Source organism: Citrobacter sp. RHBSTW-00944 (assembly GCF_013615435.1).
GTDB lineage: Bacteria > Pseudomonadota > Gammaproteobacteria > Enterobacterales > Enterobacteriaceae > Citrobacter > Citrobacter braakii.
In genome coordinates this window covers 676,672-692,182 of sequence record NZ_CP055418.1, presented here as the reverse complement: position 1 = coordinate 692,182, position 15,511 = coordinate 676,672, and the positions used below count along the sequence as shown (strand labels likewise).

Annotated in this window: 10 protein-coding genes; 7 read left to right on the top strand and 3 right to left on the bottom strand. The window is 51.4% G+C overall.

Translation table 11 applies throughout. The annotated features are described in order from the left end of the window. Window positions 1–167: 167 nt before the first annotated feature. From HV334_RS03270 to HV334_RS03260, 3 genes are read left to right on the top strand one after another with little or no spacing between them, the layout of a single operon-like run. The gene (locus tag HV334_RS03270) at window positions 168–2,513 is read left to right on the top strand and encodes a class I SAM-dependent DNA methyltransferase (protein WP_181221176.1); all 2,346 of its coding nucleotides are present in this window, start codon (window positions 168–170) and stop codon (window positions 2,511–2,513) included. Continuing rightward, window positions 2,513–3,829 carry a restriction endonuclease subunit S gene (locus HV334_RS03265; protein ID WP_181221175.1) on the top strand — a complete coding sequence of 439 codons (1,317 nt, stop codon included), beginning with the start codon at window positions 2,513–2,515 and terminating at the stop codon, window positions 3,827–3,829. Before HV334_RS03270 ends, HV334_RS03265 begins: the two co-directional genes overlap by 1 nt. Then, window positions 3,826–7,089 carry a DEAD/DEAH box helicase family protein gene (locus HV334_RS03260; protein ID WP_181221174.1) on the top strand — a complete coding sequence of 1,088 codons (3,264 nt, stop codon included), beginning with the start codon at window positions 3,826–3,828 and terminating at the stop codon, window positions 7,087–7,089. The genes HV334_RS03265 and HV334_RS03260 overlap by 4 nt, the downstream gene beginning before the upstream one ends. A 113-nt stretch (window positions 7,090–7,202) precedes the next feature. Here HV334_RS03260 and HV334_RS03255 read toward each other — a convergent pair whose 3' ends face one another. Next, the gene (locus HV334_RS03255) at window positions 7,203–9,302 is read right to left on the bottom strand and encodes a DUF262 domain-containing protein (RefSeq protein WP_181221173.1); all 2,100 of its coding nucleotides are present in this window, start codon (window positions 9,300–9,302) and stop codon (window positions 7,203–7,205) included. A gap of 150 nt (window positions 9,303–9,452) precedes the next feature. Beyond that, on the bottom strand, window positions 9,453–9,617 hold the full coding sequence (locus HV334_RS03250; protein WP_181221172.1) for a DUF1127 domain-containing protein: 165 nt from the start codon (window positions 9,615–9,617) through the stop codon (window positions 9,453–9,455). A gap of 177 nt (window positions 9,618–9,794) precedes the next feature. On the opposite strand from HV334_RS03250, the gene HV334_RS03245 reads away from it, so the two are divergent. Next, entirely contained in the window at window positions 9,795–11,207 is a 1,413-nt protein-coding gene (locus tag HV334_RS03245) for a PLP-dependent aminotransferase family protein (RefSeq protein WP_172860613.1), read from the top strand. 51 nt (window positions 11,208–11,258) lie between these two features. Here the strand turns inward: HV334_RS03245 and HV334_RS03240 are convergent, their stop codons facing one another. Continuing rightward, the gene (locus tag HV334_RS03240; RefSeq protein WP_181221171.1) at window positions 11,259–12,197 is read right to left on the bottom strand and encodes an Rpn family recombination-promoting nuclease/putative transposase; all 939 of its coding nucleotides are present in this window, start codon (window positions 12,195–12,197) and stop codon (window positions 11,259–11,261) included. A gap of 230 nt (window positions 12,198–12,427) precedes the next feature. Between HV334_RS03240 and HV334_RS03235 the strand changes: the two genes are divergently transcribed. The 3 genes from HV334_RS03235 (at window position 12,428) to mdtM (ending at window position 15,507) form a co-directional block, all read left to right on the top strand. Continuing rightward, entirely contained in the window at window positions 12,428–13,243 is an 816-nt protein-coding gene (locus tag HV334_RS03235; RefSeq protein WP_047500790.1) for an AraC family transcriptional regulator, read from the top strand. A 48-nt stretch (window positions 13,244–13,291) separates the two neighbouring features. After that, window positions 13,292–13,942: a LysE family translocator gene (locus tag HV334_RS03230; RefSeq protein WP_046275092.1), complete on the top strand. Its 651-nt coding sequence runs from the start codon at window positions 13,292–13,294 to the stop codon at window positions 13,940–13,942. Window positions 13,943–14,265: 323 nt separating this feature from the next. Continuing rightward, window positions 14,266–15,507, top strand: a complete 1,242-nt coding sequence (gene mdtM, locus HV334_RS03225; RefSeq protein WP_016151565.1) for a multidrug efflux MFS transporter MdtM — start codon at window positions 14,266–14,268, stop codon at window positions 15,505–15,507. The last annotated feature ends 4 nt before the right edge of the window (window positions 15,508–15,511 follow it).

The window sequence follows — 15,511 nt, the reverse complement described above, 5'->3', positions numbered from 1 at the left end:
TTTTTCTCCCCCCTCATAAAACATTCATTAGGATGATCATTAATGCCCAAAAATCACCGAAAATTATAAAAAACCTTTATAAATGATCAACTTACGAATTTCTGGTAAAAAGGAGACTATCTAACCATTGAAAAAAAAGCCTCACAGCAGAGGCCAGGATTGTATTTATGACATCAGGAAGTTTTTCCCAGACGGCCGCCTTTCTCTGGTCGGTAGCAGACCTGCTGCGCGGCGATTTCAAACAGTCACAATATGGCCGCATCATTCTCCCTTTCACTCTTCTGCGCCGCCTGGAGTGCGTACTCGAAAGCAGCAAACCATCCGTGCTTGCTCAGGTCGAAAAAATCCAGTCAATGAACCTGCCGGAAGAAGCACAAGAGAAAATGATCCTGCGAGCGGCGGACAATCTGACATTCTTCAACACCTCACCGATGGACCTCAGCAAAATGGGGCAAAACGGTATCAAGGCCAACCTGGAGAAATATGTTCAATCGTTCTCCACGGATGCCCGCGAGATCTTCGATCACTTCAAGTTCAGCGAGTTTGTCGGGCAACTGGAAGACGCGAATCTACTGTATAAAGTGGTACAAAAATTCGCGGCCACCGATCTGAGCCCTGAAGCGATTTCCAACCATGAAATGGGCTTTGTGTTTGAAGAGTTGATCCGTCGCTTTGCTGAAAGCTCAAATGAGACAGCGGGAGAACACTTTACCCCCCGCGATATCGTGCGCCTGACCACCTCACTGGTGTTTATGGAAGACGATGATGCGTTAACCAAAGACGGTATTATCCGCACGATTTACGACCCTACCGCCGGTACTGGCGGGTTTCTCTCATCGGGTATGGAATACTTGCACGAACTAAACCCGAATGCGGTCATGCGTGCTTTCGGACAGGAGTTAAACCCGGAGTCTTACGCCATCTGTAAAGCCGATATGCTGATAAAAGGTCAGGATGTCAGCCGCATTAAGCTCGGCAACACCCTCTCTAACGATCAGCTTCCGGCCGATCGGTTTGATTACATGCTTTCTAATCCGCCGTTCGGCGTGGACTGGAAAAAGATTGAAGGGGAGATCAACGACGAGCATCTACAGAAAGGCTTTAGCGGTCGTTTCGGCCCCGGCCTGCCGCGCGTTTCCGACGGTTCACTGCTGTTCCTTCTGCACCTGATCGGCAAAATGCGCGATGCGCAAAACGGCGGTGGACGCATCGGCATTATCCTCAACGGCTCGCCGCTGTTTACCGGCGGCGCAGGCAGCGGTGAGAGCGAGATCCGACGCTACATCCTTGAAGCCGACCTGCTGGAAGGGATTATCGCCCTGCCAACGGACATGTTCTACAACACCGGCATCGCCACCTATATATGGATTTTATCCAACAAAAAGATCGCAGAACGTAAGGGCAAGGTTCAATTGATTGACGGCAGCAACCTGTGCGACAAGATGCGCAAATCGCTGGGGTCGAAACGTCATCAAATGGGCGATGAGGATATCCGGCTGATTACCCGAACCTTCGGGGATATTGAGTCAGTTAGTGCGACCACGCTGGACGTATTGGGTCTGGAAAAAGCACCAGAGCAAAAATCCAGCCGCGGTCGCCAGTCTGCTACCGCGAAAAGCGAAGCGCCAAAAACTTTCGCCAGCAAAATCTTCAACAACACCGATTTTGGTTACCGCCGGTTAACCATTGAGCGTCCGCTACGCCTGTCGGCACAGATTTCCGATGAGGCCATTGCCACTTTGCGCTTCGCGCCGAAGCCGTTTAACGCGCCGATGGAACGCCTGTACGAAGTATTTGCCTCGCAGTGGCGGGATGAGAATTATGGTGATTTCACCACACTGGCAACCGAAGCCCGCGCCATTATCAAAGCCGAGTTTGCCGAGCTGAAAGAGAAGCAAATCAAAGACCTGTTCGACAGCAAACTGTGGCAATTCCAGCGAGAGTTAATGGAAAAAGCGCGGCGTATTCAGGCAGCGGTAGGCGCTCAGGCGGGGGGAAAAGAGGTCATCAGCAACGACTTTAACCAGTTCCAGCTGACGCTGAAGGGCGCGCTCAACACCGCAGGCGTGAAGCTGGATGCCAAAGAGAACAAGCAGCTTATCGACGCCATCACCCGCAAAAATCCGAATGCCGAACCGGTGGTGAAAAAGGTGCTGAAAGAGGCCGCTCAGCCGCTGTACGGCGCGTTTGATTACCAAGGAAAAGTTGTTGAGTTTGAGCAGGATGGCGACCTGCGCGATAACGAGAATGTGCCGCTGAATCCGGCTATTTCCACCAGCGAGCTAATCGAGAGCTACTTCAAAGCGGAAGTCCTGCCGCACGTGGCGGATGCGTGGATCAACGCCGATAAGCGTGATGCGAAAGACGGCGATATCGGGATTATCGGTTATGAAATTCCATTTAACCGTCATTTTTATATTTATCAGCCGCCGCGCCCACTGGAGGAGATTGATGCGGATTTAGATGCGGTCAGCATCGAGATTATGCAACTGCTGCGGGAGGTACATTCCTGATGGCTAAATATAAGGCGTATTCAGAATATAAGGATTCTGGGGTGGAGTGGTTGGGGGAAATACCAGCTCACTGGAATATCAAACGGTTAGGTCAGTTTTTTGAAGAAAGAAGAGAAAAAGTTAGTGATAAAGACTATCCTGCTTTATCGGTTACTATGCAAGGTATAATTCCTCAACTTGATACAGCTGCGAAGACAGAAGCTGGGGATAACCGTAAGTTAGTTTTAAAAGATGATTTTGTGATAAATAGTCGTTCTGACAGAAAAGGGTCAGCAGGGGTATCTCGATTCAATGGCTCAGTTTCATTAATTAGCATAGTCATGCGCCCTATGGGTATTAATCCAAGATTCGCACATTACTTACTCAGGTGTCGTCCATTTCAAGAAGAGTTTTACCGTTACGGAAAAGGGATCGTTGCAGATTTATGGAGCACCAACTCTTCAGAGTTGAAAAACATACATCTCCCAGAAATTCAATTTTCTGAAAGCGAAAAAATTACGATTTTTCTCGATCACGAAACCGCTAAAATCGATAACCTTATCGAGAAACAACATCAACTTATTGAGCTACTGAAAGAAAAACGTCACGCAGTGATTAGCCATGTGGTGACCAAAGGGCTAAATCCAGATGTACCGATGAAAGATTCTGGTGTTGAGTGGGTCGACTCTATCCCCTCCCACTGGGAAGTAATGCCTACATTTTCTTTATGCGAAGCATCGATGAAAAAAAATTACGATGGTATAGAGAGTAACGTACTTTCATTAAGTTATGGGAAAATTATTCCCAGAAATGTGGATACAAACTATGGGCTACTTCCAGAATCCTTCAATACTTATCAAATTGTTGAATGCAGAGATATTATTTTAAGATTAACTGATCTACAAAACGATAAAAATAGTTTACGCGTAGGTTTAGTTAAACAAAAAGGGATTATTACATCAGCATATTTAAAACTGAAATCAAAGAGTATAATATCCCCCGATTTTTTATATCAGTTACTTCATTCATACGATACAACTAAGGTTTTTTATGGTATGGGCGGGGGTCTGAGACAGTCCATGAAATTTGAGGATTTCAGGAGATTGCCACTGCTACTGCCACCGACAAACGAACAGAAAAAAATAGCGGTTTTTCTCGATCAAGAAACCACAAAAATTGATAATCTTCTGGAGAAACAGCAACAAATTATTCAACTCCTCCAGGAACGCCGTACCGCTCTAATCTCCGCCGCCGTCACCGGAAAAATCGACGTGCGCAACTGGGTTGCGCCAGGCGAACAAACCAAAGCAGAATCACCCGCGGAGGCATTTGCATGAGCAACGACATCGCCAAAGAGGTCAATCTGCAAAACGATATCATCGCGCAGATGGTGGCAAAAGGCTGGATTATCGGCAAAAGCGACGGCTACGATCGCGAACGGGCGCTCTACGTGCAGGACACATTGCAATTTGTGCAATCCACCCAACCGCAGGAGTGGGAGAAATTCGCCCGCGTCTACCCCAACGATACCGGGCGCCATTTCCTCGACGCACTGGTTACGCAGCTTAAAAAAGCCGACAGTAACGCTACGGATATCCAGTCGCGCAGCTGGGGCACGCTGGGCGTATTGCGCCACGGCCTGAAAATCCGCAACGCCCGCTTTTCCCTGTGCCAGTTTAAACCCGAGCACAATCTGAACCCGGAAACCCTGGCGCGCTATCGGCAGAATCTCTGCCGCATCGTACCGGAGTTGGTGTACAGCCCGTATGCCTCCAACTGTGCCTTTGCGGAAACCGGCCTGAAAGCCAAAAAGTGGCGCATCGATCTGGTGCTGTTTATCAACGGCCTGCCGGTCGCCACGCTGGAGCTGAAATCCGAATTTAAACAGACGGTGCAAAGCGCGATTGTGCAGTACAAAAAGACCCGTCTGGCGAAAGATCCGGCCACCAACCAACCCGAACCGCTGCTGACCTTTAAGCGCGGGGCGCTGGTCCATTTCGCGGTCAGCCAGTACGACGTCTTTATGACCACCCGGCTCGCGGGGGACAGCACCTTCTTCCTGCCCTTTAACAAAGGCACCAATGAGGGCGGTGCGGGCAACAATATTCCCGAAGATACCACCCGCTATGCCACGGACTACCTGTGGAATGAAGTCCTGCTGCCGGATAACTTATTAAAAATCCTCGCCAGCTTCGTGCATTTGCAGATTGAAGAAAAAGAGGACTGGAACGGGCTGAAATCGAAGAAAGAGAGCCTGATTTTCCCGCGCTATCACCAGTGGGACGTGGTCAACAAGCTGCTGAAAGCCGCAACGCTGGAAGGAACCGGCTACAAATACCTGATCCAGCACAGCGCCGGTTCCGGTAAATCGAATTCCATTGCCTGGACCGCCCATCAGCTTTCCCGCCTGTACGACGTGAACGGAGAAAAACAGTTCCACTCCGTGATCGTCGTGACGGACCGCACGGTACTGGACGACCAGCTTCAGGACACCATCTGGCAGTTCGAACACGCTGACGGCGTGGTCGGGCGCATCAATAATAAAGAAGGCGATGGTTCTAAATCGGAAAAGCTGGCCAGCGCGCTGGAAAACTCGCAGCCGATTATTATCGTCACCATCCAGACCTTCCCGTTCGTCCTGAAAGCCATCGAAAACAGCGTCAGCCTGAAACAGCGTAAATACGCGGTGATCGCCGATGAAGCGCACTCCTCACAGAGCGGTACCACCGCCCGTCAGCTAAAAGAAGTGCTGATGACCGAAGAGATGGATGACGACGTGGTGCTGTCGTCAGAAGATATTCTGGATGCCACCATCGCCGCGCGTCAGGGCAGCAATAATCTGAACTACTACGCCTTTACCGCCACGCCGAAGGCCAAAACCCTCGAACTGTTTGGCCGCCGCCCGCACCCGGAACAACCTACGTCAAAAACCAATAAACCGGCCGCCTTCCACGTCTACTCCATGCGCCAGGCGATCGAAGAAGGCTTTATCCTGGATGTGCTGAAAAACTATACCAACTACAAAGTGGCGTATCAGCTGCTGCAAAAGCTGGAAGATAAAGACCGCGAAGTCGACAGCAAGAAAGCAAAGGTGAAGCTCAATCAGTGGGTAACGCTGCACGACCACAATGTCTCGCAGAAGGTGAAGGTGATCGTCGAGCACTTTCGCAAACACGTTATGCACCTGCTTGGCGGTCAGGCGAAAGCGATGGTGGTCACCAGCTCGCGTAAAGCCGCCGTTCGCTACAAGCTGGCCTTTGATAAATACATTAGCGAGAACAATTACCCGAAAATCAGCGCGATGGTGGCATTTTCCGGGGAGGTGGAATTCCAGGAAGGCGACCAGAATAGCCTCGCGCTGTTAAATCAGAAATTTACCGAGATGAATATGAACCCTGGTCTGAAAGGCCGGGACATGCGCAAAGCCTTCGACAGCGACGATTATCAGGTCATGCTGGTTGCCAATAAATTCCAGACCGGTTTTGACCAGCCCAAGCTGTGCGCCATGTACGTGGATAAAGCCCTTGGCGGCGTCGAGTGTGTACAGACGCTGTCACGCCTGAACCGCACCTATCCAGGGAAAGCGGAATCGGGCACCTTCGTGCTTGATTTTTATAACGATCCGGACGAGATCCTCAGCGCGTTCCAGCCCTATTACCAGACGGCGGAACTGACCGACGTCAGCAATCCGCAGCAGGTGTTCGATTTGTTTGAAAAACTGCGTGCCACGCAGATTTTCCAGTGGAATGAAGTAGAACAATTCTGCATGGCATTCTTCAGCAAAAATAAATCCAACGCGGCAATCAGCAATATTTGCAAACCGGCGGTCGAACGCTGGAAAAAGCGCTACGCCCTGGCAATCGATGCTTACCTGATGGCAAAAGAGATGTTTGAACGCACCAAAAAAACAAGCGATACGGTATTAATTACCAATGCGGAAAATAGCTTTAAGGCCTGCAAGCAGGAAAAAGATCGTCTGGAGATTTTCAAGAAAGATCTTGGCAGTTTTGTTCGCTTCTACGAGTTTATGTCGCAGATCGTCGAGTACGATGACAAAGATCTGGAGAAACTAAGCCTGTTTGCCCGCCATCTGCGCCCGCTGTTGCATGAGCAACATCTGGAAGAGGACGAGATTGATCTCAGTAACGTGGAGATGAGCCACTATCGCTTATCAAAGATCCACGAACAACATCTGAAACTACAAGAAGATGATGCGAAATATACACTTGATCCCAGTAACGACGTGGGTACGGCAAAACCAAAAGACAAGAAAGAGGAATTTCTGTCGCATATTTTATCGCGAATGAATGAACTGTTTATCACCGACCATCTGACGGATAAAGATATGCTCAGCAGCGCAATGACCGTGTTTAATAAAATCACTGAGAATGAAACGGTGATGAAACAAATCAGGAATAACAGTCCCGAGCAGGCAATATTAGGCGGTTTTTTCAAGGCGGTAGACGACGCGGTGATGGACAGTGACGAAGCGCGACAAGAATTTATGCTGCAGTATTTATCGAACCCGCAGTGCGCTAAGGGCTTTGCCCGCCTGATGTTTGATATGGCGACGGGGCATTTCGCGTTGCCTGCTTAAGGTTTTGATTATTGCCGGATGGCTTATCCGGCCTGATTTATATTTCTTATCAATAGTGACTTATGCGAGTCGTTATCCCCGGCAGCCTCCATGCTGCCGGGGTTACGACGAGGCTATACCACCGCGCTATCCATCTGTTTTTCAAATGCCTGGCGAATCAGCCCCATCACATACGGTAGCTGGGCAATATCGCTGAAACCGACCTCTGCATCACCATTGCCCCAACGACCAAGATCCGTTACGTCTTTCGCCATCCCTTTCGGATCGACCAGTTCATGGAACGGCATATTCAGCGACAGGCGCAACCGGCTTTTCTGCGGTACGACATCCACAAAATTGGTCTCCGCCTTGAAGGCGACATACAGCTTCAGCACTTCCTGTGTGATACTCGCATCCAGCTTTAAAATCTCTGGTGCCAGTTGGTCAAATAGCATCCGGCTATGTGAGCCGACCTCCAGTTGATGGAAATCCGTCAGACTGTAGTTCATCGCTTTTTCAGGCTGCTGACGATAGCCATCAAGAACATCTTCATCCAACTCAGGAGCACTCCAGACCTGAACGGCACGCTTCGCCAGCCGCTCAGCCCGAGCATCCATCGCCGCTTCATCCCACTTCTCGCACTGCCCTAATCCGGCGTTTAAATGCAAAGGGCTTTCTTTAAAGCCGCCATCAATATCGCGTTTTTCCACAAAGGCTTTATCGCTGTAACGGGAGTTATAGCCGGTTAACGTCAGGTTCCCCAGCGTATGCAGTCGCTCTTTATGTACCCGCTGCCAGTCGCTACCCAGCTCTTCACGCCATTTTGCCGACAGATTTTCATTCTGCGGCATAATATGTTCAATCGTATATTCATCCACCGCCACGCGCTCTTTGCGCCCGTAATTTTCCAGGCGGCGTAGCCAGTAACTACGGCTACGGAAGTTATACAGATCGCGCTCTTTTAACTTGTGGCTAAATTCATCGTTGTCCGGGAAACGTCGATAGCTCGGCAGTTCCAGTAAATGCGCCTGAATACTTTCCAGATAGTTTTCTTTATCCAGTACTCTATAAAACGTGGCGAATGTTTTGTTCAGCGAGTTGGTTGGAATAGCGCACACCGCGCGGCGGAAAACATACGACTCAACCAGGCGTATCGCACTCAGAAAATCATCGTGTGATAAATTGCCCTCCCGGTAATCGTGGTACAGCACCAGCAGGAACGGATAAGCAACATCAACCTTTAACTCCCGTAAATCCTGAAACGCTATAGCAAGTTGCTTATCGCTCTCTTTCCCCAGCGCCATCGCACAGAAATATTCCGCATAGCGCTGAATATCCGCTACCAGCGCATCCACACCCTCTTCGGCGATAGCCTGGCTACGCGCATGTAACTTAAATGCTTCATAAACTTCATCGGTCCTAGGAATATCCCCCGTTTTGACCGTCAGATAATGACGCATAAAGCTGTCAAAATATTCGCTATAGCCTTTCTGACCAAAAGCAATTTCCATCGGTCGCCAGTGGTCGTCATACAGCCGCGTCTGATGTTCCGGCTCCAGCCCCATCAGGATATAATTACGCACTAAATCAGCCTGGCTGAGCGCCTTGCCCGTAGAGTTCATGCTTTCAAAAATTAGCTGCGGGTTATCCTGCCCGCGATTCAGTGCGACATCGACAATCAATAGCTTTGATAGCCCACGACACAGCGAAATCAAGTCATCGCCTAATTTGCTGATTTGTTCATCGAAGAAGTTAAAATTGGCCTCAATCCGCTGCGAACCGTTTTCAGGCAGCGGTTTTTGTTTAATCAGCGCCAGCAGGCTGTCTTTATCCGTCTCCGTCAGCAACAGCTTGTATCCCCGCTCTCCGGACTCGTAGGGGTTGAGCAAATAGTAATTGCGTAACTTCATGGCGGAGAAGCCATCAATCAACTCTTCATCGCCAAGATGACGGGATAACGCCTCAAGGAGTAACATCGCCGTCGTCAGGCGCTGTTGACCATCAATAACCAGTAACGGAGAAATCCCCGAAACCTGATACAGTCCCTGCTCTATATAAACAACGGAGCCAATAAAGTGGGCCGAAATATCGTCACGTTGCCCGGCTCGAATAATATCGTCCCAAAGCTGACGACATTGTTGCTCAGACCATGAATAGGTTCGTTGATAGATGGGAATAACAAATTGCTGTGAGCGTTTGAGAAAATCGAGTAATCGGGCTTCTGTAGCTTTCATCCTGATAATAATCCTTCCATGAAGCAAAAGAGCTTCAATAATACTCCCTTCGTTGGCAGAACCAGGAGCAATTTCTCCCAGTCCTTCCTCTTCCATCGCCCCACCACAAACGAGGTCGCCACAAAACCGTTCAGGAAACACCATCCGCGGCTATTCGATCTGATCGCGTCGCAGCCCGACGTCCCGCAGCCGCTCATGACTCATCTGTTGCAATACGCGCCGCGTTTGCGCCCGTAACCTCCACGCCTTATATGCCCGCCAGATCAGAACAAACCCAATAAATGGCTGCTTTGCTTTATTCTCATGAAATTCCATACCTTGCCTCCCCGCCTTGTCTGAGGCTTTATCTTCACGGATTTGGCCCTAAGCAATACAGACTCACAAAGTACTTTTATTTAACATACAGATTGGTTAAAAAGAGTTCTGCATCGCTTTTTTCACGCCAATCTGTACTGGTTTTTTAATCTGTATGGTACCCATGAGGGATACAGCATGACGCGTTATCAACATCTGGCCAATCTGCTGGCCGAACGCATTGAGCAGGGGTTGTATCGCCATGGCGAAAAACTGCCTTCGGTACGTAACCTGAGTCAGGAGCACGGGGTCAGTATCAGCACCGTCCAGCAGGCGTATCAGATGCTGGAACAGCGACAGCTGATCACCCCGCAGCCGCGTTCCGGTTATTTTGTCGCACCACAAAAGGCACAGCCGCCCGTGCCGCCGATGTCGCGCCCGGTGCAGCGTCCGGTCGAGATAACGCAGTGGGATCTGGTGCTGGATATGCTAAAAGGGCATAGCGATAAATCTGTGATCCCCTTCAGCAGCGGCGCGCCAGATGTCAGTCAACCGAGCCTGAAACCGCTCTGGCGCGAACTCAGCCGCGTAGTGCAGCATAACCTGAAGGCAGTGCTGGGGTACGACAAGCTTCCCGGCAGCCAGGATCTACGCCAGCAGATCGCCCGTCTGATGCTGGATAGCGGTTCAGTCCTCAACGCCGATGATATTGTGATAACCAACGGGAGCCAGAGCGGAATGTCGCTGGCGCTGCTGGCGGTTTGTCAGCCAGGAGACATTGTCGCCGTTGAATCCCCCACCTACTACGGCACAATGCAGCTACTGCGCGGCCTGGGGATCAAGGTGATTGAGATCCCAACCGATCCGGATACCGGGATCAGCATTGAAGCGCTGGAGCTGGCGCTGGATCAGTGGCCGATCAAAGGCGTGCTGCTGGTTCCCAACTGCAACAACCCTCTCGGGTTCATTATGCCGGATGCGCGTAAGCGGGCGGTGCTCGCCCTCGCCCAGCGTCACGACATCGTCATTTTTGAAGATGATGTGTATGGCGAACTGGCCACAGAGTATCCGCGCCCGCGTACGATCCACTCCTGGGACAGTGACGGCCGGGTAATACTCTGCAGTTCGTTTACCAAATCCGTAGCCCCAGGACTGCGCGTGGGTTGGGTGGTTCCCGGTCGCTATTACAACAAACTGCTACACATGAAGTACGCCGTCATTGGTACTAACGTTCCCGCTACGCAGCTGGCAGCAGCCTCCTTTGTGCGCGAAGGTCATTACCATCGGCATATCCGGCGTATGCGCCAGATTTATCAGCGTAATATGGAGATCTACACCTGCTGGGTACGGGAATATTTTCCCTGCGGGATCTGCGTCACCCGACCGAAAGGCGGCTTTATGCTGTGGGTCGAGCTGCCGCTCCAGGTCGATATGGTCTGCGTCGCTAAGCAGCTCTGTCGCCTGAAAATCCAGGTCGCACCGGGATCGCTGTTCTCCGCATCCGGAAAGTATCGCAACTGCGTACGCATCAACTGCGCGTTGCCGCCAAACGAGAAGCATCAGGAAGTGATGCAAAAGCTCGGCGAGGCGGTAAAGATGGCGATAGAGTAAACCGGACCGCCCGGTGATTTCGGCCAGACGATTATGCGAGTTAAGTCATATCTAATGACTTAAACCCTGAATATCTTCTGCGGAAAGCCGGGTAATTTTTTGTACCGTGCAGATATCAATACCGTCTGTCAGCATAGTGTGGGCAATACGGAGCGCCTCATCACGTCGCCCTTCTATAAGCCCTTCTTGTCGTCCTTCCTGTAACCCTTCCAGCCTGCCTTTTTGTAGCCCTGCCTCATGCAATCTGTCGGCGATCGTCATCAAATGCTCCTTATACTGCGGTGAACGTTCGGCAACCTCACGAATAAACTCACTGAATCGAGGCGCATCGCCAGTTCGTAAAATATAATTAAACAGCGTCTTTATCTGGCTGTCATTAGTCAGTCCGGTAAGTAGCAGGGAAACAATTTGCTCGACCAGCCCCATAAGGTCGCGCTGACGAATATGTTTTTGGATTAACTCCAGCAGCGCCATACGTCGATGCTGCACAATTTCGTCATCCGGGATAACCGTAATATCCACCAGCGGAAACGCCACAGCATACAGCTGACGAGCCAGCTTCGGGTTAGCAAACTCGTCCAGCCAACATAGGGAATAAGGATACGGGCTTTTCGCACCGTGATAGAACAACATCGGCACCACCAGCGGTAATTGCTGATGCCCGGCATCTAAATGCTTCTGCATGGCCGCTACCGCGTAACGCATCAACCTGAATGCCATATGCGCATCCGGTGTGCTTTGGTGTTCAATCACCACATAGACATAGCCATCACCTTCCGTCGTTTTCACGGACCACAGCACATCGGAATAGTGCGCACGTAAATCCTCTTCAATGAAACTATCCGGCTTGAGTTTCAGCGTCTGAAAATCGCAAAGTTCGCGCAGCGAAGCGGGAAGATGTATTTGTAGAAAATCCCGAGCTGTCTCAGGGTGGCGCAAAAATGTTTTAAAGACTGCATCATGCGGGGTGGAAGTCGGTACTTTCTTCATGGCGATCCATCACCTGGAAATAAGATGCCGTGACTGTAGCGCTGGTAAACCACACTCTCACCTGTAACTTTCTCTCTTTGCGAGGCGATTTCCGGGATAAAAACGCCCCTTTGTAACGTCTGCATTTGTCTGGAACGTATCACGCAGAATCACGACCTCAATGCACATTCCCGCTTTTTCACCGCAGGGCCTGTGCTATAACAAATCATCACTTTCATGGAGGACACGATGTGACGCATACCCGAGATATTCCACAATCGTTCTGGCGTGATGAGCAACTGCCGTGGCTGGAGCTTCGCAGCACCTGGCAAAGTCAGCAGGCCTATAAGCGCCATCACCACTCTCAGCTCTCGATTGGGGCAATTCTCGAGGGAGGAACCTGCTGCCTGTGCGATGACAAGGAATACCATCTGAAGGTGGGCGATCTCATTGTGATCCCACCACTGGCACCTCACAGCTGTAATCCCGTCAACGGGCAATTTCGCAGCTATCACATGCTTTATCTTGATGCCCGGTGGTGCCTTGCCCATCTGCCAGCGCTGAACAGCAATCAACGGCTTTGCACGCGCACTCCTGTTATCCGCGATCCGCAATTATTCCAGTGCTACATGCACCTTGTGGCGCTCATGCCGCAACGGCAAACGACGCAGATAACTGATGCCGCACAAGCATTGCTGCGCTCGCTGCCATTGCAGTCGGTAACACCGGAAAACCTAAGCGTCACCAGCCAGTATCTGCGCGAGCGGTTGCAGTCCAGTCTGCTCTCCCCACCCTCGCTGGATGAGCTGGCAGATGAGTGTCACATGCGTAAAGAGACGCTGATTCGGACCTTTAAGCAGGACACCGGGCTGACGCCGGGAAATTATCTGAACATCGTGAGGATTGACTATGCCCGTCAGCGGCTACGGGCCGGGGACGAGATTGTCGATGTCGGCTACCAGAGCGGGTTTGCCGACCAGAGCCATTTCCATCGCACCTTTGTTCGCTACACAGCAGCCACACCGCGCCAGTACGCACTGGGACGATCAATATCAGACAATAATTAGCGTTGCGTCAGGCGTACGCTGATCTCTGTTTCATTTTCTGAGGTCGCTATGTCGCTGCTTGCTGAACTTTTTCCGTCTGCTTTTCCCGCGCTGGCGCTGGCGCATTTTGTTGCACTACTCAGCCCAGGGCCGGACTTCTTTTTACTGGTCGGTTACGCCGTACGTTACCGGATGCGCGGCAGCGCCGGGCTGTGCGTGGGGATCGCCATCGGCAACGGGCTGTATATCCTGCTGGCGATTATTGGTTGGGGGATCCTGCGCCAGCTTCCCCTGCTGTTTACGGTTATTGAGCTGCTGGGCGCGCTCTATTTATTATGGATTGGCAGCCTACTGATACGCAGCCGCCCGCAAACCCTGACCGGAGCAGACGCCCAGTCTACCTGTCCAGGATTTGGCAAACAGCTGCTGCTGGGATTAGGTTCGTCGTTGCTCAACCCAAAAAATGCGCTGTTCTATCTGGCGCTGATGACCGCCCTGCTCGGCCCGTCGGTGACGCTGCTGCAACAAACCATGAGCGGGATCTGGATGACCAGCGTGGTGTTGTTCTGGGATCTGCTGATCGTGATGTTCATCGGCTTACCGCAGATCCAGCGACGGTTAACCCGAGGGATCGTGTGGATTGAGCGTATCGCCGGCGGCGTGCTGATCGTCTTCGGCAGTGCGATCGCGCTGCGTTTTCTGCAGAGCGTCACTTTCTGATAAGCGTGACGATTTTCTGCAAATAAAGCGGATAAACTCGTTTAATTAATATCCAATCCGCATTACACTTTGGGTGGCTATTATCCATTCAACCAATTCTTCCCGAGGTGCGATGTGCTGATTGTTACCTGTAATCGTTACGTTTTCTGACCCGAGTCTGAAAACGTTTCTCCTGTTTGCGCCTCGCGCAGGCAGCGTTTTTGATTACATGAAATTCAGTACATTTGCAGTCTGCTTTTTTCTGTCATCGGTCTGACGTCTCAAAGACGGTATTGAATTTCGCTATTCCCGTTGAGGGTTTTCTCCCGAAAAGGAGCTGTTTTATGCAACGGATTCTCGCGTTTTTCTCCCAACGCACCACGACGCTATTTTTTCCTGTCGCGTTGATTTTATATGACTTCGCCGCTTATCTGTCGACGGACCTGATCCAGCCAGGCATCATCAATGTGGTGCGTGATTTCAACGCCGACGTCAGCCTGGCCCCCGCTGCGGTGAGCCTCTATCTGGCTGGCGGCATGGCGCTGCAATGGCTGCTGGGACCGCTCTCCGACCGGATTGGCCGTCGACCGGTGCTGATTGCGGGGGCGTTAATTTTTACGCTCGCCTGCGCTGCCACGCTATTGACCACCTCAATGACGCAATTTCTGGTCGCCCGATTTGTACAGGGCACCAGCATCTGCTTTATCGCTACCGTTGGCTATGTCACGGTTCAGGAGGCGTTTGGGCAAACGAAGGCCATTAAGTTAATGGCGATAATCACCTCCATTGTGCTGGTTGCGCCAGTTATCGGCCCGCTCTCCGGCGCAGCGCTGATGCACTTTGTACACTGGAAAGTCCTGTTTGCCATTATCGCCGCCATGGGGCTTATCGCCCTGATAGGGCTAGCGTTAGCAATGCCGGAAACCGTTAAGCGCGGCGCGGTGCCGTTCAGTGCACGCGGCGTACTGCGTGATTTCCGCGACGTTTTCCGCAACCGGGTGTTCTTGTTTGGCGCAGCCACGCTGTCGCTAAGCTATATCCCGATGATGAGCTGGGTGGCGGTCTCGCCGGTGATCCTGATCGACGCTGGCGGTATGAGCACATCAGAGTTCGCCTGGGCGCAGGCACCGGTGTTTGGCGCGGTGATCGTCGCCAATATGGTGGTTGTTCGTTTTGTGAAGGATCCAACCCAGCCACGTTTTATCTGGCGGGCGGCACCCATTCAACTGAGCGGACTGGCGGTGCTGATTGCCGGCAATTTGCTGTGGCCGCACGTCTGGTTGTGGTCGGTGCTGGGAACCAGCCTGTATGCGTTTGGCATTGGTATGATCTTTCCGACGCTGTTCCGCTTTACGCTGTTTTCCAACAACTTACCGAAGGGTACGGTCTCGGCGTCGCTGAATATGGTCATCCTGACGGTGATGGCGGTTTCTGTCGAAATCGGACGTTGGCTGTGGTTTAACGGCGGCAGGATTTCGTTTCATCTGTTGGCGGTTGCGGCGGGTATTGCTGTCGTCTTTACCCTGGCAGGCTTACTGAAACGGGTTCGCCAGCATGAAACAACAACGTTAGCCACTGAAAACTAACCTG

Bases quoted from the DNA above. Each gene is read 5' to 3' on its own strand.
- HV334_RS03230 (WP_046275092.1), top strand. From the start codon at position 13,292: ATGTCGCTGCTTGCTGAACTTTTTCCGTCTGCTTTTCCCGCGCTGGCG.
- HV334_RS03250 (WP_181221172.1), bottom strand. From the start codon at position 9,617: ATGGAATTTCATGAGAATAAAGCAAAGCAGCCATTTATTGGGTTTGTT.
- HV334_RS03245 (WP_172860613.1), top strand. From the start codon at position 9,795: ATGACGCGTTATCAACATCTGGCCAATCTGCTGGCCGAACGCATTGAG.
- mdtM (WP_016151565.1), top strand. From the start codon at position 14,266: ATGCAACGGATTCTCGCGTTTTTCTCCCAACGCACCACGACGCTATTT.
- HV334_RS03255 (WP_181221173.1), bottom strand. From the start codon at position 9,302: ATGAAAGCTACAGAAGCCCGATTACTCGATTTTCTCAAACGCTCACAG.
- HV334_RS03260 (WP_181221174.1), top strand. From the start codon at position 3,826: ATGAGCAACGACATCGCCAAAGAGGTCAATCTGCAAAACGATATCATC.
- HV334_RS03265 (WP_181221175.1), top strand. From the start codon at position 2,513: ATGGCTAAATATAAGGCGTATTCAGAATATAAGGATTCTGGGGTGGAG.
- HV334_RS03240 (WP_181221171.1), bottom strand. From the start codon at position 12,197: ATGAAGAAAGTACCGACTTCCACCCCGCATGATGCAGTCTTTAAAACA.
- HV334_RS03270 (WP_181221176.1), top strand. From the start codon at position 168: ATGACATCAGGAAGTTTTTCCCAGACGGCCGCCTTTCTCTGGTCGGTA.